Here is a 24091-nt window from a genome sequence, read left to right on the forward strand (position 1 = left end):
TGCGGCTTGGTGGCTGTTTCGGCCGTGTCAGGCGCCCTTTTGGCGCGCCCGCCATTCGGAGTCGAGGATCGCATAAATGTTCTCGGTGGCCCACTGGCCTTTGTAGTGCCAGTTGTCCACAAGGGTGGCCTCCAGCCGCATCCCCAAGCGTTTGCATATGCCGGCGGAGCCAGTGTTTAGTGCATCGAGTTTCGCGTCTATGCGGTGGAAGTTCAACTGGCCGAACGCCAACTTCATGACGGCCTCCGCCGCCTCAGTGGCGATTCCCTGCCCCCTGCCCTCGGGGTGGAGAATCCAGCCAAGCTCAGCCTGGCCTGTTCCCTCCAGCCATTTCAGGACGATCTCGCCCATGAGTCCCGGGCGGTCCTGGCGTTCAATGGCGAGGCACGCCCAGTCGCCTTCCTGCATGAACTTGGCATTCGCGTAGCGGCCCAGGACCTCCATGGATTGCGTCTTGGTCAGTTCGTTTCGGAACAGGTACCGGGCGGTTTCCGGCAGCGACTGATAGGCGTGGAACCGCTCAAGGTCCTCGGCCTCGAAACGCCGCAGAATGAGTCGTTCGGTCGTGATCGGAAGCTCAATTTCGGGCATGTCTACGAGGCTACTAGCCGCGTCCAAATCCTCGTCCCGAGCTTGTCCAGTCTTGACAGTTGGGCCGATCTGGGATTACCTAATGAACATTCGGTAAATAAAGCTGGAGGCAATGACGCATGGTTGAAACAACCCTCTCCGGTGCAACGCACCACATCCTGACGAACGACTACGCGTCTGAATGGATGGGCATTGAGGTCCTCAAGATCGACGACGGCCATGCCACCATCCGCATGCACCTCCGCCAGGAAATGCTCAATGGATTCGGAATGGCCCATGGCGGAATGATCTTCGCCTTCGCGGACACAGCCTTCGCACTGGCCTGTAACCCGGCCAACCCCACGCCAAAGCAAGCCGCCAACATCACGGTGGCGTCCGGCGTCGACATCAACTTCATCAAGCCCGCGTTCGAAGGCCAGGTGATTACCGCCGTCGCAAACCGTCGCGCGAGTACCGGCCGCAGCGGCCTCTACGACATCCAGATCTACGCGGCTTCACCCGGCGCCGCGGGCGCCACCCCCGATCAAGATCCCGGAGAACTCATTGCAGAGTTCCGGGGCCGTAGCCGCACCATCTCCAAGAAGTAGGAACTCCAGATGACCCAAAACACCGTCGCCGCGCCCGCCTCCCCCATCTTGGACCGCGAAGAAACGATGTCCCGCGACGAGCTTGAAGCACTACAGCTCAGCCGCCTGCAGCATACGGTGGCCTACGCCTACGATCGCGTGCCGCTGTACAAGCGCAAGTTCGATGAAGCCGGCGTGCACCCGACTGACCTCCGCGAGCTGAGCGACCTCGGCAAGTTCCCGTACACCACTAAAGAAGACCTCCGCCTGGAGTACCCGTTTGGCATGTTCGCCGTCCCGCAGGACCAGGTGGCGCGCATCCACGCGAGCTCCGGCACCACCGGGCGTCCCACCGTGGTGGGCTACACCAAGAACGACCTCGCCAACTGGGCAACCCTGGTGGCCCGTTCCCTGCGCGCCTCCGGCGTCCGCCCGGGCATGAAGGTCCACAACGCCTACGGCTACGGCCTCTTCACCGGCGGCCTGGGCGCACACGCTGGCGCTGAAGCGCTCGGCTGCACGGTCATCCCGATGTCCGGCGGCCAGACCGAACGCCAGATCCAGCTCATCCAGGACTTCAAGCCTGACGCCATCCTGGCCACGCCCACCTACTTGCTGACCATTGCCGACGCCATGGCGCACCAGGGCATCGACCCCACCTCCACCTCACTCAAATTCGCCGTGCTAGGCGCCGAGCCGTGGACCGAAGAGATGCGCCACGAACTCGAAACCACCATGAACATCAAGGCCTCGGACATCTACGGCCTATCTGAAGTCATGGGCCCGGGAGTGGCTGGCGAAGCTGTTGAAACGCAAGATGGCTGCCACATCTGGGAGGATCATTTCCGGCCCGAAATCATCGATCCGTTCGATCCCTCCCGGGGGGAAAGCGCGGTCCTGGGCGATGGCGAACCGGGCGAACTGGTCTTCACGTCCCTCACCAAGGAAGCGCTGCCGATCATCCGCTACCGCACCAAGGACCTCACCCGCCTGCTCCCCGGAACCGCCCGCCCGGCCCACCGTCGGATGGGCCGCATCACCGGCCGCAGCGACGACATGATCATCCTGCGCGGCGTGAACCTTTTCCCCTCCCAGATCGAGGAAATCGCCCTGCGCATTCCCGAGCTCAGCCCGCACTTCCAGCTCGAAATCACCCGCCCCGAGGGCAAGCGCATGGATTCGCTGACCGTGAAAATCGAGCGGCGCGAAAACGTCCCCGCAGAGACAAGCACGACGGCGGCCCGCACCTTGCGCGAGCAGATCAAGATTCATGTGGGGTCTTCTTGCGTAGTTGAAGTTGTAGACCCCGGTTCCCTTGAGCGTTCCAACGGGAAGCTCCGCCGGATCTACGATCTGCGGCCAAAGGGCTGACATGCGGCGTCGCTGAACGTCAGTCCGTCTAGAGATCGTGAGAAAATGCCACCATGCCTACTGAGACAACCACCAAGCGCGGACGGCCCGGTTACGACCAGCAGTCGGTGCTCCGCATCGCCGTCGACGTCTTCAACCGCCACGGGTACGATGCAACGTCCATGGGCATCCTGGCGGAGAACCTCGGGATCTCCAAGTCGGCCATCTACCACCACGTGCCGTCCAAGGGCGATCTGCTGAAGCTCGCCCTGGACCACGCGCTGGGCGGTTTGGAGGCCATCCTGGACGAGCCTGCCGCCACCTCCGGGCCGGCCGATGCGAGGCTCGAGTTCGTGCTCCGGCAGACCATCGCGGTGCTGGTGGACAGGCTGCCGTTCGTCACCTTGCTGCTGCGCTTGCGGGGGAATACCGAGATCGAACGCGACGCCCTTGAACGCCGGCGCGCCTTCGACCACAAGGTTGCCGCACTCATCGCCGCTGCCCGGCAAGACGGCTCCCTGCGACAGGACATCGATCCCCGCACGGTCACCCGGCTCTTGTTCGGCACGATCAACTCGATCGTGGAGTGGTACAAGCCAGGCGGCTCACTCTCCCCCGAGAAACTAGCCGACGACGTCATCAGCATGGCATTCGACGGCCTCCACACCGCCGCCTGACCCTCTCCGGGTCTTCTCTCACATCCCGCGGGTCTTTTTGCGGTTCCTCTCTCACATCCCGACGCCTTTTCCCGGTTCTTCTCTCACATCCCGACGCCTTTTCCCGGTTCTTCTCTCACATCCCTACGCCTTTTCCCGGTTCTCCTCTCACATCCCGACGCCCTTTTCCCGGTTCTTCTCTCACATCCACGCCCATAGACGCGAAACGCTTCCCCGCGCGATGCGGGAAAGCGTTTCGCGTTTGTTGACTTGACGTTCAGAGCTGATATTCGGCCTGCTGGCCAAGAGTTTCATGGATGCAGAGCACGTTGTTCTCGGTATCCATGAACCAGGCACACTTTTCGGCGTCCGTGGTGCAGATATGGTTCTCCGTTTTGATGTCGGCTTCGTCGTAGTCCTGGAAAACTACGCCTTTTCCTTCCATCTCCTGAACCAGACGCTCGATGTCGTGTACCTCGAAACTGAGGGCGGTGTGACCGGAGTGCTTACCGTCCGTAACTGGCAACAACTGCAGCATGGGACCGCCGTCGTAGCCGAACAAATCATTTCCATCCCAGGTTCTGCCGCGGTGCGGCAAGCCGAGCTTCTCCGCATAGAACATGCGGGCACGGCTCATGTCATCGACGGGCAGGACAGTAGTGGCTGTGTTGAGGGCTAGATGCATTTGGGCCACCTCCTACGCAGAAAATTTTACGCCTGGAAGGACCCCTGGGACCTTACAGAACCGGGATGTGAGAGAGGAACCGCCAAAACGCGTCGGGATGTGAGAGAAGAAGCGCCGGAACACATCGGGAGGTGAGAGAGGAACCGGGAAAAACCCGCAGGATGTGAGAGAGGACCGGTTTTAAGCCTCACGCACGCCCCTTGACACGCGTGACGGGCGTCACCTATCTTTATGAGATCGATCCCATCCATACATTGCTTTCGTTGGGGACATGAATGAGATCGATCCCAAAGATACTGTTAATCGACGAGGACTAACATGAACGCCCCACATTCGAAGCACCCGTCCACGGCTCCACGCAAGACATCGCCGTGGACCGCCGCCACCGCCAGCACTATCGGTTCGGTGCTGGAGTACTACGACTTTTTCGTCTACGGCCCTATGGCTGCGCTCGTCTTCGGAGCAGTCTTCTTCCCCAGTGGCGATCCCGGCCTTGCCTCAGTCCTCTCACTGAGCACGTTCGCCGTCGGATTCGTTGCAAGGCCGCTTGGCGGCATCGTCATCGGCCACCTGGGCGATCGCGTTGGTCGTAAGAAGATGCTCCTCTTCACCTTCTTCCTCACCGGCCTGGTTACTGTAGGCATCGGATTCCTGCCCACTTACGCGCAAGTGGGCGTGTGGGCACCGATCATGCTGGTCTCGCTCCGTTTCCTCCAAGGAATTGGCCTCGGCGGTGAGTGGGGCGGTGCAGCACTGCTCGCCGTCGAGCATGCACCCGAAGCCAAGCGCGGCTTCTTTGGCAGCCTCGTCCAGGCGGGTGCTCCCATTGGCGTCATTCTCTCCAGCGGCGTCGTAGCCATCCTCACGGGCACACTATCCCGGGCAGACCTGCTCGCCTGGGGCTGGCGCATCCCGTTCCTGCTGAGCGTCGTTCTGGTGATTTTTGGACTCATCCTGCGTCTGAAGATCACGGAGACCCCGGACTTTGAGAAGACCGTGGCGGTTCCCGCCGCCAAGGAAAAGCTGCCACTGATTGTGGCGCTGCGCCGGTATCCCAAGCAGATCCTCGCCATGATCGGCGTGCACGTCAGCGATACAACACTCGGCTTCATGCAGGGCGTCTTCATCATCGGTTTCGCCACAACTACCCTGGGCATCAGTCCCACCGTGGCCTTGATGGCCAACATTGCGTCCTCCATTACCAATCTGATCATCACGCCAATTTCAGGCATCATTTCCGACCGTTTCGGCCCACGACGGGTCCTGGTCACCGCCACCGCGGCCTTGGCACTCTGGGCCTTCCCCATGTTCTGGCTCATGGAGACCAAGAGCGTCCTGGCACTGTTCCTGGTGATGTCCGCCAACGGCCTGATCGTTGGAATGCTCTTTAGCCAGCAGGCCACGCTCTTTGCCGCGGTGCTGGATCCGAAGGTCCGCTACACGGGCATGTCCATTGGATTCCAGGTAGCCACTGTGATCGGCGGCGGCTTTGGTCCGCTGATCGCCCAAGCCCTCCAGAACAACGCTGGCGGCGCCACCTGGAGCATCTCCGGATATCTCATGCTCGTGGCGCTGATCGCCCTCGGTTGTGCGCTGTACCTGACATCCCGCAAGACCCGGCTGGCCAACGTTTCCCAGCCGTCCCCCGAGTCCGTGGCTGCTTCCCAGCTCTAAAGCAATCTCGTCCCGAAACAGAACGGAACCGCAGTAATGCAGCACGAATTTCTCGGCCGCATCGGCACCACAGTTGCCGAATCCGAGGCTTGGTGGCCCGAGCAGCACGGAGCCAACAGCTCACAACCCAACATTCTCATGGTCATCCTTGATGACACGGGATGGTCCGATTTTGGCTGCTTCGGCTCGGAAATCAACACTCCCGCAATCGATGGACTGGCCGGGCAGGGACTCAGGTACACCAATTTCCACGTCACGCCGCTGTGCTCTCCCACAAGGGCCAGCCTGCTCACGGGCCGCAACAACCACTCCGTGGGCATGCGCTTCCTGGCCGATGCGGATACCGGCTTCCCCAACTCCCGTGGCTGCGTTCGTCCCGACGTGCCGATGCTCCCGGAGCTCCTCCGAAGCAACGGCTACGGCACCTTCCTTGCCGGCAAGTGGCACTTGGCGCCCCTGAACGAGCTCACCCCCGCCGGCCCTTTCCACAACTGGCCCCTGAGCCGCGGGTTCGACCGCTTCTACGGGTTCCTCGACGGCTGCACTGACCAATACTCCCCCGAACTGATTGCCGACAACCACAGCATCCAGCCGCCGGACCGGGACGGTTACCACCTCAGCGAGGACCTGGCCAAGCAATCAATCCGCTTCCTCAAGGACCACACCACCTACCGGCCACACGCTCCCTTCTACCTGCAGCTCGCGCTGGGGGCCACACACGCTCCTTTCCAGGCGCCCAGGGAGTACATCGAAAAGTACATCGACGTCTTCACCAAAGGCTGGGACGCCACCCGCAGCGATCGGCTGAAGCGGCAAGTGGAACTGGGCGTGGTGCCGGACGGTACAGCTCTGACGGAACGCTTGGCAGAGGTCCGGGCATGGGAGGACTTGGACAGCACCGAACAGGACGTCTTCACCCACTTACAGGCGGCTTTCGCTGGCTTCCTGGAGCACGCTGATGCCCAGATTGGGCGCGTTGTTGAGGCGCTGAAGGCCATGGACCTTTACCAGAACACCATCGTCCTGGTGATGTCGGACAACGGAGCTTCCCGCGAAGGCGGCCCCACCGGCGACGTCGATTGCAACGCGCCGTACTCGGGTGTCCGCAGGCCCGCCGTCGAGCAAGTCAGCTTGCTGCCGAAGCTCGGCGGTCCCCTGGGGGGCGCCCACTATCCCGAGGGTTGGGCCATGGCTGGCAACACGCCGTTCCGCCGCTACAAGCAGTTCGTTGACCTTGGCGGCGTGCGTTCGCCGCTGGTCGTTTCCTGGCCCGCGGGGATCAAGAAGGCCGGAGAAGTCAGAGGCCAGTTCCTGCACGCCATTGACATCATGCCCACCTTGCTGGAGGCCGCGGGCATAAAAACGGATACAACGTTCGACGGCGGATCGGCAGTTGCGACGTTCGTCGATGCCAAGGCGAAGGAACCCCGCGAAACGCAATTCTGGGAGATGCTCGGCCACCGGGCCATCCGCCAAGGCAACTGGAAAGCCGTCACAGCCCACGTTCATGGCGAGGACTACAGCCGGGACGACTGGCGCCTGTACAACGCCCGGGAAGACTTCGCCGAGGCGCACGACCTCGCAGCCAGTGAACCGGAACAGCTGAAGGCCTTGCAGGAACTGTGGTGGCAGCAAGCGGAGCGGGTGGGGGCCTTCCCCTTGGATGACCGTACCTTGGTGGAACTGCTCACCGCCCGGGGTCCCGCTGGCTTGGTCAATCGCAAGGAGATCGTCTTCCGGCCGGGGCAGAGCCACATTCCTTTGGCCAGCGCGATCACGGGCAGCGACCGCGCCCTTGAGTTCACGGTCCAGCTGCAGGACTTCAGCCCGGGCATGGAGGGAGTCCTGGTTTCCAGCGGCAATCAGCAAGGCGGCTACGTCCTCTACGTTCGCAACGATGTCCTGATCTTCGAGCACCATGCCTTGGGCGTCCGCGACGTAGTGAAGTCGGACGTCGTGCTGCCCACCGGACCGCAGACCGTGGGCCTACGCCTCACTCCAAGGGACGACAAAGCCGCGCTGGCGGAGCTGCTTCATGAGGACGAGGTTGTTGCTGCTACAACGATCAGCGCCACATCCAGCCACCTGTCGTTCTGGGGAATGGACATCGGCGCAGACCCGGTCAGTACGGTTTCCGCGGAGTACGAGGCACCGTTCGCCTTCCCCGAGGAAGCGATGGACCGCGTAGTGTTGCGGTTCAGGGACACCCCGGACCTCGAGGACCTCGCCGAACTCATTGAATCCACGGAGTAGAAATATGGGACAACTGATTCTTGATGTGGACACCGGAGTGGACGACGCCCTTGCCCTGATGCTGGCCGCTCGTCACCCGGGCTGGAACCTCCGGGCCGTCACCTGCGTGGCGGGTAACACCAGCCTGGAAGGCGTGGTCCGCAACACCCTGACGGTCCTCGAAGCCGTTGGCGCAACCAGTGTTCCAGTGGCAGCAGGGGCCGCCAGGCCCCTGCTCGAAGAACCCCGCGACGCCGGCCACGTCCACGGCGGGGACGGGCTGGCCGATCTTGGCTGGGTACCGTCGGCCAGAAAGCCCGAGGCGATTCACGCCGTCGAGCTTTTGCGCCGTGAGATCCTGGCGAGTCCTGAGCCTGTTGTTTTGGTACCGCTGGCCCCGATGACGAACATCGCGCTGTTGCTGCGGACGTACCCCGAAGTTGCGGCGAACATCGGGCAGATCGTTTTCATGGGCGGCTCGGCGGCCGTGGGCAACGCGTCGCCGGTGGCCGAGTTCAACGTGTGGCACGATCCCGAGGCTGCCCAAATCGTGATCAGCAGCGGCCTGCCGATCACCATGTATGGGCTGGACGTGTTCTATTCCGTGGCGATCGAGGCACCCGACATTGAGCTGCTGAGGGAATCGGACGACGCCGGAAGCCGGCTAAGCGGTCACCTTCTGACCCATCTGGCGAAGGTCAATGCGGATGACTTCCGGCTGACCTCGCCCGGATCGGCGGGCATCGGCGACGCTGGCGCTGTGTGCGCCGTGATTGATCCGGAAGGATTGGTGGCCCATCGCCACCGGGTTGAGGTCAGCCTTTCGAACCCCCTGACCCGGGGGCAGACCGTGGTGGACCGCAGGACGAAGGCCTCGGAGGCAACGCTCGCGCACGGCTACCTAAGCCGGGACAGCATTGACGTCGCTCTCGGTGTTGACGGACGTCGCTACGCCTCGCTGTTTCTCGATACCATCAGATCCCATGACGGTAAGTAGCGCGGCACCAGCAACCATGCTCGATGTGGCGCGGGCGGCCGGCGTCTCCCGCGCCACGGTTTCGCGTGTTTTTACAGCGCCATCTTCTGTCGCCGAGGAGACGCGCACCAAGGTGATGGACGCCGTCGCGCAGCTGAACTATGTGCTGAACAGCGCGGCCCGCAGCCTGCGCAGCGGTCGTTCCAACACCATCGCGCTGTTGGTGGGCGACATCGCCCAGCCCTTCCACAGCCAGCTCGCCAAGGCTGTGGCCCACGCCGCTGAAGGGCGCGGATACAGCGTCCTTCTCTGCGACCTGGACCACAGCATCACCCGTCTGGAGCGGCTTCTCGAATCCCTGCCTCTGCAGGGTGTTGACGGGGTCATTCTGGCAACGGGTGACGACATCGATACCGACGCCGTGCGGGCTGCGATCCGCGAAGCCGAAGAGCGCGATACGAAGGTCCTGCTCGGCACTCCCCAGCTGGCAGGGATCGCGACCTTGGTCATGACCACGGATTACGAATCCGTGGCCTATCAAGCCACCAAGCACCTGCTGGACCAGGAACGATGGCCGGTTGCCCTGCTGGGCGGGGGTGCGTCGTCGGTCCTTTCTCCGCTCCTGAAGCAGGGCTATCTGCGGGCCTGTTCAGAAGCCGGGCACTCAGCGGCCGACGCCATGCTCGCCGTGACGGAGTACAGCACAGACGCCGCCCGCGCAGCGACACAGGGCTTGCTCTCCGGCCCCGTCCGCCCGGAAGGCATTGTGGCCTCCAGCGTATCCGTAGCTTTGGGGGCAATGTCCGCACTGGCCGACGCCGGTTTGGGAACCCCGGGGCAAATTGGCTTGGTGGCCTGCGAAGAAGTCCTGCTGGCTGAGCAATTGCGGCCCAGGCTGACGACTGTGGGGACCAAACTCGATCTTCAGGGCGCTGCGATGGCGGACGCGTTGATCGATGCTATTCAAGGCAATTCCGCCGAGAGCCAGGATTGGGTGCCCCAGTTGAATCTCCGGGAATCCAGCGCCCGCTAAACAGCAACGCGGGGTCACTTAGGGCCCATGTTTGATGTGAACATGGGCCGCAAGTGACCCCGCGTTGCTTCTACGTTGGGGTCACTTTTCCACGAGGGTCAGGACGTCGTACGTTGCTACGATTTCATCGTTCTGGTTGGTGAGCACGGCGTCCCAGGCAACCTCGCCGTATTCGTCAGTCTCGCGCGGGGTGATCTTCTTAGCCGTCAACGTGACGCGGATGGAGTCGCCGGCAGCCACTGGGGTTATGAAGCGCAGGTTCTCCAGGCCGTAGTTGGCCAGAACGGGACCCGGCGCGGGCTCAACGAACAACCCGGCAGCCCAGCTCAGGAGCAGGTAGCCATGCGCGACGATGCCCGGGAAGAACGGGTTGGCCTCGGCTGCTTCCTGGTTGGTGTGGGCGTAGAACGTATCGCCCGTGGAGTTGGCGAAGGCCGTGATGTCCTCGAGGGTCACATGGCGCAGATCGGAACGAACGGCGTCGCCGATCCTCAGCGTCGAGAGGTGCTTCCGGAAAGGGTGCTCGCCTTCGGTTTCCACCGTGAAGTTGCGGTCGGCGCCCGTGTGCCATTGACCGGTGACGGCGGTGAGCATGTTCGGCGAGCCCTGGATGGCAGTGCGCTGCATGTGGTGCAGGACCGAGCGGATACCGCCCAATTCTTCGCCGCCACCTGCGCGGCCGGGACCACCATGGACCAGGTGCGGCACGGGCGAACCGTGGCCGGTGGAGGACCGGGCGTCCTCGCGGTTGAGCATGTGGACGCGGCCGTGGTGCGCTGCGATTCCGAGTACCAGTTCCTCCGCCACCGAAGGATCGTTGGTGCACACGGACGCCACCAACGAGCCCGAGCCCTTGGCAGCGAGGCGGATGGCGTCAGCGAGATCCGAGTATCCGATCACAGAGGAGACGGGGCCGAAAGCTTCAAGCGAGTGGACTTCTTCGGCTTCGGCGTTGGCCCAGTTGAGGAGCACTGGAGACATGAACGCCCCGTCTTCCACGACCCCCACGGCACCGCCAACCGAGGTGACCGACGGCGAATCGAGGGATCCGTACGCAAGCTCACCACCGGCGTCGAGCATTGACTGAACAGCCGCGCGGACGTCCGCGAGTTGCTCCAACGAAGCCAGGGCGCCCATGGTGACGCCCTCGGCACGAGGATCACCAACCACCACGCGCTCGTTGATGCGCGCTCCGATGGCTGCGGCGACCTCGGAGGTGAGTTCCTTGGGGACGAGCACGCGGCGGATGGCGGTGCACTTCTGGCCGGCTTTGACGGTCATTTCGGTGACGACAGCCCGGACAAACGCGTCGAACTCCGGAGTGCCGGGAACGGCGTCGGGGCCAAGGATCGCGGCGTTCAGCGAGTCGGTTTCGCACGTGAAACGGACGCCACCCTGGACCACGTTGCGATGGCCCTTCAAGGAGTTGGCAGTAGACGCCGAGCCCGTGAAGGAGACGAGGTCGCGGTAATCCAGTTCGTCCAGGATGGTCCGGGCAGACCCGGAAATCAGCTGAAGGGAGCCCGCGGGCAGGATGCCGGACTCGACGATCGCCTTGACGGCGGCAGCTGCAACGTAACCCGTCGGCGTGGCCGGCTTGACGATGGTTGGAACGCCGGCCAGGAAGGCGGGCGCGAACTTCTCCAACATGCCCCAGACCGGGAAATTGAAGGCGTTGATCTGGACCGCAACACCAGGAATACGCGTGTAGATGTGCTCACCGGCGAATGATCCATCCTTGGACAGCACCTCCATTGGGCCGTCCACCACAACCTGCGAGTTGGGCAGTTCACGGCGCCCCTTGGATCCGAAGGTAAAGAGCACACCGATGCCGCCGTCGATGTCGATCATGTTGTCGATCTTGGTGGCGCCGGACTGCGACGAGGACTCATACAGCTCTTCACGCCGGCCGTTGAGGTACATGGCAAGCTCTTTGAGCTTGAGCGCGCGCTGGTGGAAAGTCAGCTTGCCAAGTTCCGCTTGGCCCGTGGTGCGGCCATGATTTACGACGGCGGCAAAGTCCAGTCCGTCGGTGCTGACGTTGACCAGGACTTCTCCGGTGCTGGCATCACGGACCGGGACGGTTTTGGCATCAGGAGCGGGCGTCCACCAGGCATCCTGGACATAGCTGGGGACGGTTGCAACGGCTGTGGTTTCCGGGGCGACTGCGGTAGTGGTCATCGTCGACGGGTCCTTCCAAGGCACGTGAAATCGGCTCGGTCATTGGGTCTGCGGGACCGCAAACATTACTGACCGGCCGTTCGGTAATATATACAGGGTACATGAATGCCCGGAGGAGTACAGCAGCAATTTTCGCGACGCTCTCTCACATACCGCCCGGTTCGCGTCATCCTTCTCTCACATACCGCCCGATTTGGGCCATCCTTCTCTCACATCACCGCAGCTTGGCGCGGATCGCCGCCACTTCTGCGTCCGTGACTCCATTCCGCGCCAGGAACGATTCGACATCCAGCGAACCCAAGAATGTCCGCACGCCCGCACGTTTGTGCTCCAACCAGGCCTCAAACTCATCGTCCGAAAGGTAGGGATCGTGCGCATGCGGTGCCCCGTGAGTTCGGTGCCGTTCATTAATCCCCCGGGCCGCAAGTTCGTAGCCGCGCAGGATTTCGTCATCACCTATACCGGCTAAACGTTGCAACATGAGTGCGATCACCCCGCTGCGATCCCTGCCGGCCGAGCAGTGAATCACAACCTTGCCAGGCGCGGCCGCGATGGCTTTGAAGACGGCCGCAATCTTTCCCGCAAACAGCCTCACATACTCGCCGTACTGCGCCGGATCCTTTAGATACGGTCCGAAGAGCTCGCCGAAATCGCCATGATCGGGGTCCTCCGTGGGGCAATGTACGACGTCGATCCGAGCCTTCACGTCGTCCGGCACCTCGGGATCGGTGTCGCGTTGCCACCGCTCGCCCGAGGCGCGCAAATCGATGACAGTGCGGATGCCGTCGTCGTACATTTGGCGCCAGCCGACTTCGGTAACCCACTCGTGGCGACCCATCCTGTACACGTCCCCCGCGATCCGCCAAGCGTTCACAGCGCCATCCCAGTGGACGCCTAACTGCGGAGCTGTCCCATCCATAGGAGCCAGCTAAGCACATTCGTCCGCAGTGATGTGAGAGAAGAACCGCCCAAAAGCCGCTGGACGTGAGAGAAGAACCGCCCAAAAGCCGTCGGATGTGAGAGAGGAACGGATTGGGGGTATTGCGCGGGGCAAGTGACTCATGTCATACTCATTCTCGATGCGCATCGACGATACGTATCGACGATTAGCAGACACCGTTCAGCAGGGAGCGCAAGGAGGCCAGGACATGCCCACCAGCAAGGACGTTGCCCAGGCCGCCGGCGTTGCGCAGAGCACGGTTTCCTATGTTCTTAGCGGCAAGCGACCCATCTCCGAGAAGACGCGGAAAAAGGTAGAGGACGCCATCCAGCAGCTGACCTACCAGCCAAATGCCGGAGCCCGCGCGCTTGCCAGCCGCCGGACTCGCGTGATCGGCCTCGTCATCCCGTTCATCCCGGAGCTGCACATGGCATCGATCATGGAGTTCGTCTCCGTGATCGCCAACACCGCCCGCCTCTATGACCACGACATCCTGCTGGTCACCGAGGACGAGGGCGCACCGGGGCTGCAGCGTGTTGTGGGACAGCAAATCTGCGACGGCCTGATCCTTATGCAAGTGGAAGGCGACGACGAACGCCTCCCGGTAGTCCGCAGCCTTCACGTTCCAGTGGTGCTGATCGGCATCCCGCATGATCCTTCCGGGTTGGTTTGCATTGATGCCGACTTTGAAATGGCCGGCGAACAGTGCGTGCAGGACCTGGCAGCCGCTGGCCACACCGTAATTTCCGTTCTGGATTGGCAGCCGGAAGTGGTCGACCGCCACGTGAACTACGTGGAGCGCTTCATGTCCGGCACCAACAAGGCCGCGGAGACCCTCGGCGTAAAAGTGCTGCACCTGCCCGGTGGAACTGATCGCGAGGTTATCGGCGAATCCGTGGACAAAGCCTTGGCGGAGACCACTGGAGTACCTGCCTTTATCGCTCCGGACGGCACCGTTCAGGACGTTCTTCGACGCGTCCTCACCAGCCGCGGCCTGACGCCCGGTACAGATGTCTCTGTCATCGGTAGTGCCTCCCCCACCCTGGCTGAGCTACAGCCCATCCCACTTTCCACCATTGACCTCCGCCCGGCCGAAGTATCCCGCCGTGCGGTGAAGATTATTTGCGATCTCCTCGAAGCCGAGAACCAGGGACCAACCGAATCCCTGGAATTGGTACCCACGGTCATTACGCACCGTGCCAGCACGCTCCGTCCACCCCACGGCAGCTAAACCCTCTCAAAGCACCCTGCATTACAGTTTCCGAATTTATCGATACGCATCGTCGATACGCATCGTCGATACGCATCGATAATCACACCCAGAAAAAGGAACAGACAATGAAGTCAGCACAAAGGACAACCCGTCGTCCTCTTGCCCTCGCCGTCGCTGCATTGGTCGGCCTTCCCTTGGCCCTCTCAGCCTGCGGGACCTCCACTGCGGCTTCGTCGTCGGAGGCTGTCACGGAAATCTCCGTGATGGACTACTACAACAACGAGCCGGATAAGTCCTTCATCGGCGACGCCCTGACCAAGTGCGGCACCCAGGCAGGTGTCACCATCAAGCGGGAGACCGTCCCAGGCAAGTCCCTGATCTCCAAGGTGCTCCAGCAGTCCTCCTCCAAGACGCTTCCGGACGTGCTCATGCTGGATAACCCGGACCTGCAGCAGATTGCCGCCACCGGCGCATTGGCTCCCTTGTCAGACTTCAAGATCAGCACTGACAACTTCGCCGAGGGTGTGCTGAGCGCAGGCACCTACAAAGACAAGGTGTACGGCCTGGCTCCAACCGTGAACACCATTGCCCTGTTCTACAACAAGGACATCCTGGACAAGGCTGGAGTAACCCCGCCCACCACCTGGGACGAACTGAAGGCAGCAGCCGCCAAGCTCACCGCCGGCGAGCAGTACGGACTCGCGTTCAATGCCAACCCCACGTATGAAGGCACCTGGCAGTTCCTCCCGATCATGTGGTCCAACGGCGGTGACGAGAAGAAGATCGACACCAAGGAGACCGAGCAGGCACTGCAGCTCTGGACCGACCTGGTAAAGAGCGGCTCCGTCTCTTCCTCGGCCCTGAACTGGACCCAGGCCGATGTCAAGGACCAGTTCATGGCCGGCAAAGCAGCCATGATGGTCAACGGCCCTTGGCAGATCCCGGCCCTGGATAAGCAGCCGACTCTGCAGTACGGCGTGGTCAAGATCCCCGTCCGTGAAGCCGGCCAGACATCCGTTGCCCCGCTGGGCGGCGAAGTATGGACGGTCCCCCAAACGGGCAACAAGGCACGCCAGGCCAAGGCCGCGGAAGTGGTCGCCTGCCTGAACAGCGACGAGAACCAGATGGCTATGGCCAAGGTCCGCAACACCATTCCTTCCAAGACCACGTTGGCGGAGAAGTTCGCGGCCGAAAACCCCAAGCTCGCTACGTTCACTGAGCTGATCAAGACTGCCCGTGCCCGCACCGGCGAGCTCGGTGCAGATTGGCCAGCCCAGGCAACCAAGATCTACACCGCTATCCAGACAGCCCTGACCGGTAACGCCTCTCCGGCCGATGCCCTCAAGCAAGCGCAAGGCCAGTAAGCAGCGAACCATGTCATTGACAACAGATTTGTCGCAAACAGCGGCTCCTTCCAGCGGAAAGGCCAGCCGCAAGCAGGGCCGCCCGGCAGGCCCGCCTACAGAGGCGCAAGCACCACGACGGCCCACCCGCCAACGCCGCGAGCGCATCTTCCAGTGGCTCTTCCTGGTTCCTGCCGTGGTCTACATGGCGTTGTTCTTTGGCTACCCGGTGGTCAAGAACGTCGTCATGAGTTTCCAGGACTACACCACGGCTACCTTCTTCACCGGAGAAACCCCATGGGTAGGGCTGGCCAACTACGTAACTGTATTGTCGTCGTCGTTGTTTTCCACCTCGCTGCTGAACACCGCGCTGTTCACGATAGGTTCCATCCTGGGCCAGTTCGTGATCGGGCTGGCGTTGGCGATCTTCTTCCAGCGCAAGTTCCCGCTCAACGGAATCCTGCGGTCGCTGCTACTGCTGCCTTGGCTTCTGCCGCTGATCGTTTCGAGTGCCGTGTGGCGTTGGATCCTGGACAAGGACAGCGGAGCCCTCAACCGTTTCCTGGGCGATCTGGGCGTCATCAACACTGGTGTTCCGTGGCTGACCAGTACCTCGTTGGCTTTGATCGCAGTGGTGGGCGTGAACATCTGGATTGGCATCCCGTTCAATCTGACCATCCTCTATGGCGGCCTGCAGGAGATCCCGGACGAGCTTTACGAGGCCGGGTCCTTGGATGGTGCCACGGGTTGGAAGGCGTTCCGGCACATCACGTGGCCGATGCTCCGTCCCGTGGTGAGCGTGGTGTTGGTGCTCGGCGTCGTCTACACCCTCAAAGTGCTGGACATCATCCTGGGCCTGACCAACGGTGGCCCGGCGAACTCGACCCAGACCATCGCCACCCAGTCCTACGATCTCTCCTTCCACGAATTCAAATTCGGCGAAGGCGCGGCCCTGGGCAACGTGCTGGTGATCATTTCCCTGGTGTTCGCAGTGTTGTACCTGCGGGCAAGCCGACGCGCTGTGGATGAGTGAGGAAACCATGACAACCGTACTGAAAGCTCCCACACTCCGGCTTGGCCGATCGAAGGCAACGGGACGCAAGAACTGGGGCTACACGTCGCTGGCTATCCTCTTCCTGGCCATCATGCTGTTTCCGGTTTACTGGATGATCAACGCCTCCCTGCAGCCAAACGGCACTACCTTGGAAACCTCGTGGCTGCCCTTGAAACCCGATTTCACAGGCTATGCCACAGCCATCAGTGAGCAAGCCGGGAACCTTGGCACCAGCCTGATCATCTCCCTGGGCAGCGTGGCATTGAGCCTGGCAATTGCAGCCCCGGCGGCCTATGCGCTTGCCTACTTCAAGGTCCGCGGCGCCGGCATTGTCCTCTTCGCCATCCTGATCAGCCAGATGATCCCGGGCATCGTGGTGGCCAACGCCCTGTACACGGCATACAACGACCTCGGACTGCTCAACTCCATTCCAGGCCTGATCCTCGCGGACTCGGCACACGGAATCCCCTTCGCCATCCTCATCATCCGGGCGTTCATGAACGGCATGCCGGCATCCGTGATCGAAGCAGCGCGGGTGGACGGGGCGGGGCACGTCCGGGCGTTCTGGTCGATCGTGATTCCGCTGAGCCGGAACTCGTTGATCACCGCAGGACTCTTTACGTTCCTGTTCGCCTGGAGCGACTTCCTCTTCGCCCTGACCTTGACCACCACGGAAGCGGTCCGTCCCGTCACCCTGGGCATCTTCCAGTACATCGGCGCTTACGTGAACGACTGGAGTTCAGTAATGGCGACGGCGGTACTCGCCTCCATCCCGGCCATCGTCCTGTTGGTCGCGGCCCAAAAATACATCGCCGCGGGCACCACCGGCGGCGCGGTCAAGTAGACCGTCACTCATCAGAAGGAAAGAATCATGTCTGAAACAAGCAAGCCCATTCGCGTCACCGTCTGGAGCGAAAACCGGCACGAGAAGCGGGACGAACTCGTGGCTCGCCTGTACCCGGAAGGAATGCACGGCGCCGTCAAGGCGGGCATCGAGGAGAACCTGGGTTCCGCCGTCGAGGTCCGCACCGCAACACTGGATGAACCCGAACATGGCCTCACCGAGGAAGTCCTCGCCAACACCGACGTCCTCACTTGGTGGGGACACATGTCCCACGCCGATGTTGAGGACGAAATCGTGGAGCGCGTCCACCGCCACGTTCTCGCGGGCATGGGCCTGATTGTGCTCCACTCCGGACACTGGTCCAAGATCTTCACAAAGCTCATGGGCACCACCTGCACCCTCCGCTGGCGCTCGGAACATGACCGCGAGCTCGTGTGGACAGTGGACCCCACCCACCCCATCGCCAAGGGTGTTCCCCACCCCATCGTGATCCCTGAGCAGGAAATGTACGGCGAATTTTTCGACATTCCCACGCCGGAAGAACTGGTGTTCATCAGCTCGTTCAGCGGAGGCGAAGTCTTCCGTTCGGGCTGCACGTTCCGGCGCGGTCACGGCAAGATCTTCTTCTTTAGCCCCGGCGACCAGGACTACCCCGTCTATCACCACAAAGACATCCGCCGGGTCATCGCCAATGCCGTGGAGTGGGCCGTCACAGACCGTCCCGAGCGCGCCGTCCCAGAGCTGCTCCGCTATGAAACCAACGACTTCTTCAACGGCAAGAGCTACCAAGGAGCAAACGCGTGAGCACACCTTTCGCCACAATCCCCGACGACGGCACTCCCCTTCGCGTCGTCGTGGTCGGCGCCGGGGGCATGGGCCGTGCCTGGCTTCGAACCGTTGAGTCGTCACCATTGGTTGAGCTTGCAGGCATCGTGGATCTGGACCTTGCCACGGCCTCTGAAGCGGCAGTCTCGCTCGGCCGTCCCGACCTTCCGGTAGGTGCCGGTACAGCGGCACTGGCGTCCGACGTCGGAGCCCAAGCGGTCATCAACGTCACGGTTCCTGCCGCGCATCATCCGGTCACTACCGAGGCGCTTGCTGCGGGCCTGCCGGTCCTTGGCGAAAAGCCCGTAGCCTCCAGTGTGGCTCAAGGGCTTTCTTTGGCAGCGGCTGCTGAGCTTCACGGCCAGCTGTTCATGGTCAGTCAATCCCGGCGCTACAACCGGCAGCTCTTTGAAGCCAAGCGGCTGTCCGGGTCCTTGGGTGCTGTGGGCATTGTCTCTGCCGAGTTCTTCAAGGCGCCCCACTTTGGCGGCTTCCGCGATGCCATGGACCATCCCCTGCTGTTGGACATGGCGATCCATCAATTCGACATGGCCCGGTTCCTGCTGGACGCCGATCCCGTCTCTGTTTTCTGCGAGGAGTACAACCCCTCGTGGAGTTGGTACCGCGGTGATGCCGGGGCCACGGCCGTGTTCGAAATGACCGGCGGCGAGCGCTTCGTGTTCAACGGAAGCTGGTGCAGCCCGGGCCAGGAAACATCATGGAACGCCTCGTGGCGCATCAGCGGCGAGCACGGCACGGTCATGTGGGACGGCGATAATGAACCTGTTTCCTCGGCAGCCATTCCGTTGGGATCCGGCGCTTCGGATCCGGGCCAGGAAATCGCTGGCTCCCTGCGCGACTTTGTATCCGCGGTCCGCACGGGAAGCACCCCAATGGGCCAGGTGCACCAAAACATCATGAGCCTTGCCATGGTGGAGTCGGCCATACTGAGTGCCTCGACCGGGGCCAGGGCTTCCGTAGACGCACTGCTTGAGGACTCGTACCAGCAAGCACTCCTTGCCGAGCGGGACCCCGCCGTGTTGGAGGTCTTGAAGTCCTGGACCTCGGTTCGCAGTGCGCTTTCGGGAGGCAGTGCGCTTGCGGGGGAAGGCATTCGGCGGTGACGCGGCAGCTGCGGGTAGGCATGGTGGGCTACTCCTTCATGGGCGCCGTCCACTCGCATGCCTGGCGAACGGCGCCACGCTTCTTCGATCTCCCACTTGCGCCCGAGCTGACGGCGCTGGCTGGCAGAAATGCTGCCGGTGTTCAGGTAGCCGCGGACAAGTTCGGTTGGGATTCCGTGGAGACGGATTGGCGTCGCCTGATCGAGCGCGATGACATTGACCTGATCGATATCTGTTCCCCCGGAAACACGCACGCCGAGATTGCGATTGCCGCCCTGGAAGCCGGCAAACACGTACTCTGCGAGAAGCCCTTGGCCAACAGTGTGGCTGAGGCCGAGAAGATGACCGCTGTCGCATCCTCGGCTGCCGAGCGGGGCGTGTACTCGATGTGCGGTTTCACGTATCGGCGAACTCCCGCACTGGCCCTGGCAAAGCGGATGGTGGACGACGGCCGGTTGGGCGAACTCCGACACGTCAGGGCCCAGTATCTCCAGGACTGGTTGTCCGACGCGGACGCTCCGCTGACGTGGCGGCTGGACAAGTCAAAGTCCGGCTCTGGTTCGCTGGGTGATATCGGTGCCCACAGTATCGACGCCGCCCAGTGGATCACCGGGTCCAGCATCACAGGGGTTTCGGCCCTCATGGAGACGTTCGTGAAGGAGCGGCCGATCGGCGGTGACTTCATAGGGCTCGGTGGGCATGGTGGTACCGACGGTCCGCGCGGTCCAGTAACGGTAGACGACGCAGCGATCTTCACGGCACGTTTCGGCGGAAAGACATCCGGCGCCGGAAGAACATCCGACGGCGGCCCGATCGGCGTGTTCGAGGCGACGCGGTTCGCCTTGGGACGGAAGAACGCCATGCGGCTGGAACTCAATGGCACGCTCGGATCGTTGGCTTTCGACTTCGAGGACATGAATTCGCTGTCCTTCTACGATGCCGCCCACGAGGACGCCGGTTTCCGGCGGATCATCGTGACGGAACCATCGCACCCCTACGTCGGAAACTGGTGGCCCACCGGACATGGCCTGGGCTATGAGCACGGATTCACGCATCAGGTGGTGGACCTCGTTAACGCCATCAGCGCCGGGGAGCAGCCCGCGCCGTCGTTCTCCGATGCCTTGCAGGTACAGAAGGTGCTGGCGGCAGTGGAGGCCAGCGCCGAGGCTGAGAGCCGTTGGCAGAAGGTGTGAGCGTGCAGCCGGCTTGCATGAACGTTGTGAACCCGCTGTTTCGTTGTTGGGCAACAACGAAACAGCGGGTTCGCAACGTCCTAGTGGTCTAACGCTTGGCGAGCTGCGCAGGTTTGACGGCGGACAGTAGGGCTGCGGCGTAGGCAAGATGCCCTGCCTCGTTCGGATGGAAGTTGGCGTCGGGCAGCCGATCAAACGGGGGTACGGGCGCCAGGATCATCACAAGCCACGGATCTGCAGAATTCGCTGCATGCCCGAGGAACTTCTTGGTGACATCGATGAACTTGGCGTTGGTCCGGCTGTCAGCCACCGCCTTGGCAATTGTCGCGTTGAGGGCATCGACGGCCAGATTCACCTGGGATTGGTTCGCCGGTGGGATCACCGGGAGACCATTGGCGGGATCAAAAAGCCGAGGATAGCCCATGACAGTGAGGGTCGCCTCCGGAGCCGAGGCTCGGATGTTTTGATAGATGATCTCAAGTCCGGACTCAATCACGGGAAGATTGGCGATGATCCCGCTTACGGTGCCCTCACAAAGCTGTGTGTCCGGCGTCGAGCAGTTCTGCAAAGCGAGCAAACTGCCGGCGTCTACGGCACCAGCGGTAATGCTCACCAACCCGGCATTCTGGAGCGCGGATTGCCCTACACTGCTGGTGATCTGTTGAAATACGGACGGCGTCACTCCGTCATAAAAGGGTCCGGCGGGGAACAGGACGGCTCCGTGACAGGCCAAATTGGCCACTAGAGCGACCCGCCCTGTCTCGGCGACATCATCGACATAGCCCGGACTACTCTGCCAACAGGCTACCGGTGGACGGTACAAGTCCCCGGCACCGGTCCCCGCCGTATACGAATCACCGAGGGCCACATAATTGACAGGTGATGGCGGTGCGGCGGTCGCCGGACTGGCCGTGAATCCTAACGTGAGCGCCAAGGCGGCAAGTCCGCCTGCAAGAGCCAAGTTCCGGCGTCGTGCTCGATGAGTTGCCATGATGCTTCCCCTTCGTACATCTGTTTGGGGCTCCGGTGGTCCGTCAAAAAGGATCACTTCGCGGCTCGCCCACCCGTCAGCCGCGTACGGGGCAATGTGTTGGCCAGATTACGCCCGGCAGCCAACGCGGTACAGACCCATGGCCAAGCTATTTTTGGGCTTTCACTTTCCGGCGGTAAAGGATGTTTCCCACCAGCGAGATTGTGCCGCCAATAAGCAGCGCGACGCCTATCAACGGAAGGAGCGCCACAGCCTTCTTAGATGATCCTTCCAAAGGAATCTCCAGCGTGCCGGCAACGTCATCAGGGTGGTAGGTGACATCGATGGAGTCGCCGATCCCGTACGCGCAGGGTTCATCGCTGGTCCCCGGAGGAGTTCGGTAAGTGGCACCATCGATCACGACGTCGGCTATAGGCTCGCAGAGGCCTTTTGTACTGATTTTTTGGTCAACCACGATTCCGTGCCCTGCCACAGTGCCCTCCCGCGGCGGTGCGTTATGGAAGAGGAGCAGCCAGAGAATTCCAAGCACGATTGCAATAATGGCCGTGCGAAGACTGAACCGGGGCTTGCGGGGTATTTCTTGGTTTGCCGGTGCGAGCGTCATCTTGTTGGCCAGCTACGCGCCGTACCTGGCCAGCCTGAACTCCAAGCCGTTCCGCACCGCTGGCCACTCGTGCTCCAGTATGGAGAACACAACGGTGTCGCGAAGCACTCCGTCCTTGGTGCGCGAGTGGTTCCGCAACACGCCGTCCTGCTTGGCGCCGAGGCGTGCGATCGCGTCGCGGGACTGGTGGTTGAGCCAGTGCGTGCGGAATTCGACGGCAGGGCAGCCCAGGGTTTCAAAGGCGTACTGAAGAAGCAGCAGCTTCGAGTCGGGGTTGGTGCCTGTGCCGTGCACGGACGCTGCGTTCCAGGTGGAGCCGATCTCCACGCGCGGGGTGGCTGCATCGATGTTCATGTACGTCGTCATTCCGATGACCTTGCCAGTGCTGTTGAGCCTGGTGGCGAAGGGCAGCATGGAACCTTGGGTTTGCAGGCCCAGCCTGCGCTCAATCTCGGCAGCCATACCCTCCGGCGTGGGTACGGAGGTGTACCAGAGCTTCCAGAGCTCGCCGTCCTTGGCCGCCTCCACAAGGTCGTCGTGGTGATCTGGCCGCAAGGGCTCCAGTGTCACGAATTTGCCGGTCAGGGTTATGGGTTCAATCGAGGTCACCCGGTTAGCCTAACCGGTGTGGTCAGTCGTTCCAGTCGAAGAAGCCCTTGCCTGTTTTGCGGCCAAGCTCCCCGCGTGCCACCTTGTCCCTCAGGATTTGCGGCGGAGCGAAGCGGTCACCCAGCGTGGAATGCAGGTACTCCGCGATGCCCAGACGAACATCCAAACCCACGATGTCGGTGGTCTTGAGCGGCCCGGTGGGGTGTTTGTACCCAAGGACCATGGCGGCGTCGATGTCCTCCGCTGATGCCACACCCTCCTCAACCATGCGCATTGCCTCCAAGGCAATAGCGACGCCCAGCCTTGAGGACGCAAAGCCGGGCGCGTCATTAACGACGACGGCAGTCTTGCCGAGTGCCTCGGTCCAGTTCTTCGCCGCTTGGGCGAGTTCGGGCGAGGTTTTTTTGGCCAGCACCACTTCGATGAGGGTGGAGGCGGGCACCGGGTTAAAGAAGTGCAGCCCGATGAAGTTGGCTGGCCTGCGAAGTTCATCCGCCAAGCCCGTCACGGACAAAGACGACGTGTTTGAGGCAAGGAATGCATCCGCGGAAAGGTGGTCCTCCACCGCTTTCAACGCAGCGACCTTGAGATCGTAATCCTCGGGCACAGCTTCTACCACCAGGCCGCAGTGGATGAAGGATTCGTAGTCTGTCGACGTGCTGAACCTGGCCATGGCTTCTTCAGGGGTTTCGCCCAGGGTGCCGCGGGCAGCGGACTTGGCCACCGCGTCTGCCACCCGGCCCTGCGCTCCGGCGGCTGCCTCATGATCCCTCTCCACCACGATCACGGTGGCCCCCTTGATCAGGAAAGCATGCGCGATTCCCGCCCCCATCCGGCCACCGCCAAGGACTCCAACAACGTGGGGAATCGCGGGAACTGCTGTCATTTCTGAATCCTGTCGTCGTTGGCAGTCGCGGATGAATTGCCTGTGTTCTTCTTGTCCAGGAAAGCCTGCATCCTGTCGAATTTGGCCTGGGATTCGAACAGAATCCCCTGGGCGAGGGTGTCGATCAGTGGGTGTGCTTCCGCTGGAGCGTGGAACACCGATTTGGTAATGCGGACAGCAAGGGGGTCCTGGCGGCCGATCCGGTCAGCCAGATTGTGCGCGGCCTCCATGAGCTCAGGGGCCTCGTGAATCTCGGTAATCAAGCTGATCCGTAGCGCTTCCTCGGCCCGCAACACAGCGCCGGCGAGGAGGATCTCCTTGGCTTTTGGTTCACCCACAAGCTCCTTGAGCCGCCAACTGGCACCGGCTGCAGCAAGGATTCCCAGTCCTGTTTCGGGGTTGCCGATCCGGACACTTGGGGTCCCGATGCGGAAATCTGCGGCATAGGCAAGCTCCGCACCGCCGCCCAGGCAATAGCCGTCCAAAGCTGCGATGACGGGCATCGGCAGCTTGGCGATGCG

At 62.2% G+C, this 24091-nt stretch carries 23 protein-coding genes; 14 read left to right on the plus strand and 9 right to left on the minus strand.

Annotated elements, in window-relative coordinates:
* Nucleotides 1-27: 27 nt before the first annotated feature.
* Nucleotides 28-591 (minus strand): GNAT family N-acetyltransferase, encoded by a 564-nt coding sequence (locus ACFX4T_RS13975; protein WP_377652408.1) that lies wholly within the window; start codon nt 589-591, stop codon nt 28-30.
* A 119-nt stretch (nt 592-710) separates the two neighbouring features.
* Between ACFX4T_RS13975 and ACFX4T_RS13980 the strand changes: the two genes are divergently transcribed.
* The 3 genes from ACFX4T_RS13980 to ACFX4T_RS13990 are packed head-to-tail and all read left to right on the plus strand — an operon-like array spanning nt 711 to nt 3184.
* Nucleotides 711-1178, plus strand: a complete 468-nt coding sequence (locus ACFX4T_RS13980; protein WP_216926363.1) for a hotdog fold thioesterase — start codon at nt 711-713, stop codon at nt 1176-1178.
* A gap of 9 nt (nt 1179-1187) precedes the next feature.
* The gene (paaK, locus tag ACFX4T_RS13985; RefSeq protein WP_377652409.1) at nt 1188-2528 is read left to right on the plus strand and encodes a phenylacetate--CoA ligase PaaK; all 1341 of its coding nucleotides are present in this window, start codon (nt 1188-1190) and stop codon (nt 2526-2528) included.
* A 53-nt stretch (nt 2529-2581) separates the two neighbouring features.
* Nucleotides 2582-3184 carry a TetR/AcrR family transcriptional regulator gene (locus tag ACFX4T_RS13990; protein WP_377652410.1) on the plus strand — a complete coding sequence of 201 codons (603 nt, stop codon included), beginning with the start codon at nt 2582-2584 and terminating at the stop codon, nt 3182-3184.
* 256 nt (nt 3185-3440) lie between these two features.
* Here the strand turns inward: ACFX4T_RS13990 and ACFX4T_RS13995 are convergent, their stop codons facing one another.
* Nucleotides 3441-3848: a VOC family protein gene (locus ACFX4T_RS13995; RefSeq protein WP_216926360.1), complete on the minus strand. Its 408-nt coding sequence runs from the start codon at nt 3846-3848 to the stop codon at nt 3441-3443.
* A 318-nt stretch (nt 3849-4166) separates the two neighbouring features.
* On the opposite strand from ACFX4T_RS13995, the gene ACFX4T_RS14000 reads away from it, so the two are divergent.
* Genes ACFX4T_RS14000 through ACFX4T_RS14015 form a run of 4 tightly spaced genes read left to right on the plus strand, consistent with a single transcriptional unit; the run spans nt 4167 to nt 9763 of the window.
* The gene (locus tag ACFX4T_RS14000) at nt 4167-5522 is read left to right on the plus strand and encodes an MFS transporter (protein WP_223946779.1); all 1356 of its coding nucleotides are present in this window, start codon (nt 4167-4169) and stop codon (nt 5520-5522) included.
* Nucleotides 5523-5558: 36 nt separating this feature from the next.
* Nucleotides 5559-7775: an arylsulfatase gene (locus ACFX4T_RS14005; protein WP_377652411.1), complete on the plus strand. Its 2217-nt coding sequence runs from the start codon at nt 5559-5561 to the stop codon at nt 7773-7775.
* A 4-nt stretch (nt 7776-7779) separates the two neighbouring features.
* Nucleotides 7780-8751 (plus strand): nucleoside hydrolase, encoded by a 972-nt coding sequence (locus ACFX4T_RS14010; protein ID WP_377652412.1) that lies wholly within the window; start codon nt 7780-7782, stop codon nt 8749-8751.
* Nucleotides 8738-9763 carry a LacI family DNA-binding transcriptional regulator gene (locus ACFX4T_RS14015; RefSeq protein WP_377652413.1) on the plus strand — a complete coding sequence of 342 codons (1026 nt, stop codon included), beginning with the start codon at nt 8738-8740 and terminating at the stop codon, nt 9761-9763. The genes ACFX4T_RS14010 and ACFX4T_RS14015 overlap by 14 nt, the downstream gene beginning before the upstream one ends.
* Nucleotides 9764-9844: 81 nt before the next feature.
* On the opposite strand, the gene paaZ is transcribed toward ACFX4T_RS14015, so the two are convergent.
* A complete protein-coding gene (paaZ, locus tag ACFX4T_RS14020; protein ID WP_377652414.1) occupies nt 9845-11944 on the minus strand; it encodes a phenylacetic acid degradation bifunctional protein PaaZ in 2100 nt (699 codons plus the stop codon).
* Between the two features lie 214 nt (nt 11945-12158).
* The gene (locus ACFX4T_RS14025; RefSeq protein WP_377652415.1) at nt 12159-12863 is read right to left on the minus strand and encodes a tyrosine-protein phosphatase; all 705 of its coding nucleotides are present in this window, start codon (nt 12861-12863) and stop codon (nt 12159-12161) included.
* 229 nt (nt 12864-13092) lie between these two features.
* On the opposite strand from ACFX4T_RS14025, the gene ACFX4T_RS14030 reads away from it, so the two are divergent.
* From ACFX4T_RS14030 to ACFX4T_RS14060, 7 genes are all read left to right on the plus strand, one after another.
* Nucleotides 13093-14115 carry a LacI family DNA-binding transcriptional regulator gene (locus ACFX4T_RS14030; RefSeq protein WP_216926874.1) on the plus strand — a complete coding sequence of 341 codons (1023 nt, stop codon included), beginning with the start codon at nt 13093-13095 and terminating at the stop codon, nt 14113-14115.
* Nucleotides 14116-14222: 107 nt separating this feature from the next.
* The gene (locus tag ACFX4T_RS14035; RefSeq protein ID WP_377652416.1) at nt 14223-15461 is read left to right on the plus strand and encodes an extracellular solute-binding protein; all 1239 of its coding nucleotides are present in this window, start codon (nt 14223-14225) and stop codon (nt 15459-15461) included.
* A gap of 10 nt (nt 15462-15471) precedes the next feature.
* A complete protein-coding gene (locus ACFX4T_RS14040) occupies nt 15472-16473 on the plus strand; it encodes a carbohydrate ABC transporter permease (RefSeq protein WP_377652417.1) in 1002 nt (333 codons plus the stop codon).
* Between the two features lie 7 nt (nt 16474-16480).
* Nucleotides 16481-17338, plus strand: coding sequence for a carbohydrate ABC transporter permease (locus ACFX4T_RS14045; RefSeq protein ID WP_377652418.1), 858 nt, complete (start codon nt 16481-16483; stop codon nt 17336-17338).
* Nucleotides 17339-17365: 27 nt separating this feature from the next.
* Complete coding sequence (locus tag ACFX4T_RS14050; protein WP_377652419.1) at nt 17366-18142, plus strand: ThuA domain-containing protein; 777 nt, start codon at nt 17366-17368, stop codon at nt 18140-18142.
* A complete protein-coding gene (locus ACFX4T_RS14055; RefSeq protein WP_377652420.1) occupies nt 18139-19287 on the plus strand; it encodes a Gfo/Idh/MocA family protein in 1149 nt (382 codons plus the stop codon). Before ACFX4T_RS14050 ends, ACFX4T_RS14055 begins: the two co-directional genes overlap by 4 nt.
* Nucleotides 19288-19307: 20 nt before the next feature.
* Nucleotides 19308-20480 (plus strand): Gfo/Idh/MocA family protein, encoded by a 1173-nt coding sequence (locus tag ACFX4T_RS14060; RefSeq protein WP_377652430.1) that lies wholly within the window; start codon nt 19308-19310, stop codon nt 20478-20480.
* Nucleotides 20481-20568: 88 nt separating this feature from the next.
* Here ACFX4T_RS14060 and ACFX4T_RS14065 read toward each other — a convergent pair whose 3' ends face one another.
* The 5 genes from ACFX4T_RS14065 to ACFX4T_RS14085 all read right to left on the minus strand — a co-directional run.
* Complete coding sequence (locus tag ACFX4T_RS14065) at nt 20569-21471, minus strand: SGNH/GDSL hydrolase family protein (protein WP_377652421.1); 903 nt, start codon at nt 21469-21471, stop codon at nt 20569-20571.
* Between the two features lie 148 nt (nt 21472-21619).
* Complete coding sequence (locus ACFX4T_RS14070) at nt 21620-22000, minus strand: hypothetical protein (protein WP_377652422.1); 381 nt, start codon at nt 21998-22000, stop codon at nt 21620-21622.
* Nucleotides 22001-22087: 87 nt separating this feature from the next.
* Nucleotides 22088-22684 carry a GNAT family N-acetyltransferase gene (locus tag ACFX4T_RS14075; RefSeq protein WP_377652423.1) on the minus strand — a complete coding sequence of 199 codons (597 nt, stop codon included), beginning with the start codon at nt 22682-22684 and terminating at the stop codon, nt 22088-22090.
* A 22-nt stretch (nt 22685-22706) separates the two neighbouring features.
* A complete protein-coding gene (locus ACFX4T_RS14080) occupies nt 22707-23570 on the minus strand; it encodes a 3-hydroxyacyl-CoA dehydrogenase family protein (protein WP_223946791.1) in 864 nt (287 codons plus the stop codon).
* Nucleotides 23567-24091: enoyl-CoA hydratase/isomerase family protein (locus ACFX4T_RS14085; protein WP_377652424.1), on the minus strand; the 525-nt coding region annotated here is incomplete at its 5' end. The genes ACFX4T_RS14085 and ACFX4T_RS14080, both read right to left, overlap by 4 nt.

The sequence above is a fragment of the Paenarthrobacter sp. YIM B13468 genome (assembly GCF_042788025.1).
In the GTDB taxonomy this organism is placed as follows: domain Bacteria; phylum Actinomycetota; class Actinomycetes; order Actinomycetales; family Micrococcaceae; genus Arthrobacter; species Arthrobacter aromaticivorans.

Excerpts from the sequence above, each read along its gene's own strand:
- ACFX4T_RS14025 (WP_377652415.1), bottom strand. The coding sequence starts at position 12,863 with ATGGATGGGACAGCTCCGCAGTTAGGCGTCCACTGGGATGGCGCTGTG.
- paaZ (WP_377652414.1), bottom strand. The coding sequence starts at position 11,944 with ATGACCACTACCGCAGTCGCCCCGGAAACCACAGCCGTTGCAACCGTC.
- ACFX4T_RS14000 (WP_223946779.1), top strand. The coding sequence starts at position 4,167 with ATGAACGCCCCACATTCGAAGCACCCGTCCACGGCTCCACGCAAGACA.
- ACFX4T_RS14015 (WP_377652413.1), top strand. The coding sequence starts at position 8,738 with ATGACGGTAAGTAGCGCGGCACCAGCAACCATGCTCGATGTGGCGCGG.
- ACFX4T_RS13990 (WP_377652410.1), top strand. The coding sequence starts at position 2,582 with ATGCCTACTGAGACAACCACCAAGCGCGGACGGCCCGGTTACGACCAG.
- ACFX4T_RS13975 (WP_377652408.1), bottom strand. The coding sequence starts at position 591 with ATGCCCGAAATTGAGCTTCCGATCACGACCGAACGACTCATTCTGCGG.
- ACFX4T_RS14040 (WP_377652417.1), top strand. The coding sequence starts at position 15,472 with ATGTCATTGACAACAGATTTGTCGCAAACAGCGGCTCCTTCCAGCGGA.
- ACFX4T_RS14030 (WP_216926874.1), top strand. The coding sequence starts at position 13,093 with ATGCCCACCAGCAAGGACGTTGCCCAGGCCGCCGGCGTTGCGCAGAGC.
- ACFX4T_RS14010 (WP_377652412.1), top strand. The coding sequence starts at position 7,780 with ATGGGACAACTGATTCTTGATGTGGACACCGGAGTGGACGACGCCCTT.
- ACFX4T_RS14005 (WP_377652411.1), top strand. The coding sequence starts at position 5,559 with ATGCAGCACGAATTTCTCGGCCGCATCGGCACCACAGTTGCCGAATCC.
- paaK (WP_377652409.1), top strand. The coding sequence starts at position 1,188 with ATGACCCAAAACACCGTCGCCGCGCCCGCCTCCCCCATCTTGGACCGC.
- ACFX4T_RS14065 (WP_377652421.1), bottom strand. The coding sequence starts at position 21,471 with ATGGCAACTCATCGAGCACGACGCCGGAACTTGGCTCTTGCAGGCGGA.
- ACFX4T_RS13980 (WP_216926363.1), top strand. The coding sequence starts at position 711 with ATGGTTGAAACAACCCTCTCCGGTGCAACGCACCACATCCTGACGAAC.
- ACFX4T_RS14045 (WP_377652418.1), top strand. The coding sequence starts at position 16,481 with ATGACAACCGTACTGAAAGCTCCCACACTCCGGCTTGGCCGATCGAAG.
- ACFX4T_RS14035 (WP_377652416.1), top strand. The coding sequence starts at position 14,223 with ATGAAGTCAGCACAAAGGACAACCCGTCGTCCTCTTGCCCTCGCCGTC.
- ACFX4T_RS14080 (WP_223946791.1), bottom strand. The coding sequence starts at position 23,570 with ATGACAGCAGTTCCCGCGATTCCCCACGTTGTTGGAGTCCTTGGCGGT.
- ACFX4T_RS14060 (WP_377652430.1), top strand. The coding sequence starts at position 19,308 with ATGGTGGGCTACTCCTTCATGGGCGCCGTCCACTCGCATGCCTGGCGA.
- ACFX4T_RS14050 (WP_377652419.1), top strand. The coding sequence starts at position 17,366 with ATGTCTGAAACAAGCAAGCCCATTCGCGTCACCGTCTGGAGCGAAAAC.
- ACFX4T_RS13995 (WP_216926360.1), bottom strand. The coding sequence starts at position 3,848 with ATGCATCTAGCCCTCAACACAGCCACTACTGTCCTGCCCGTCGATGAC.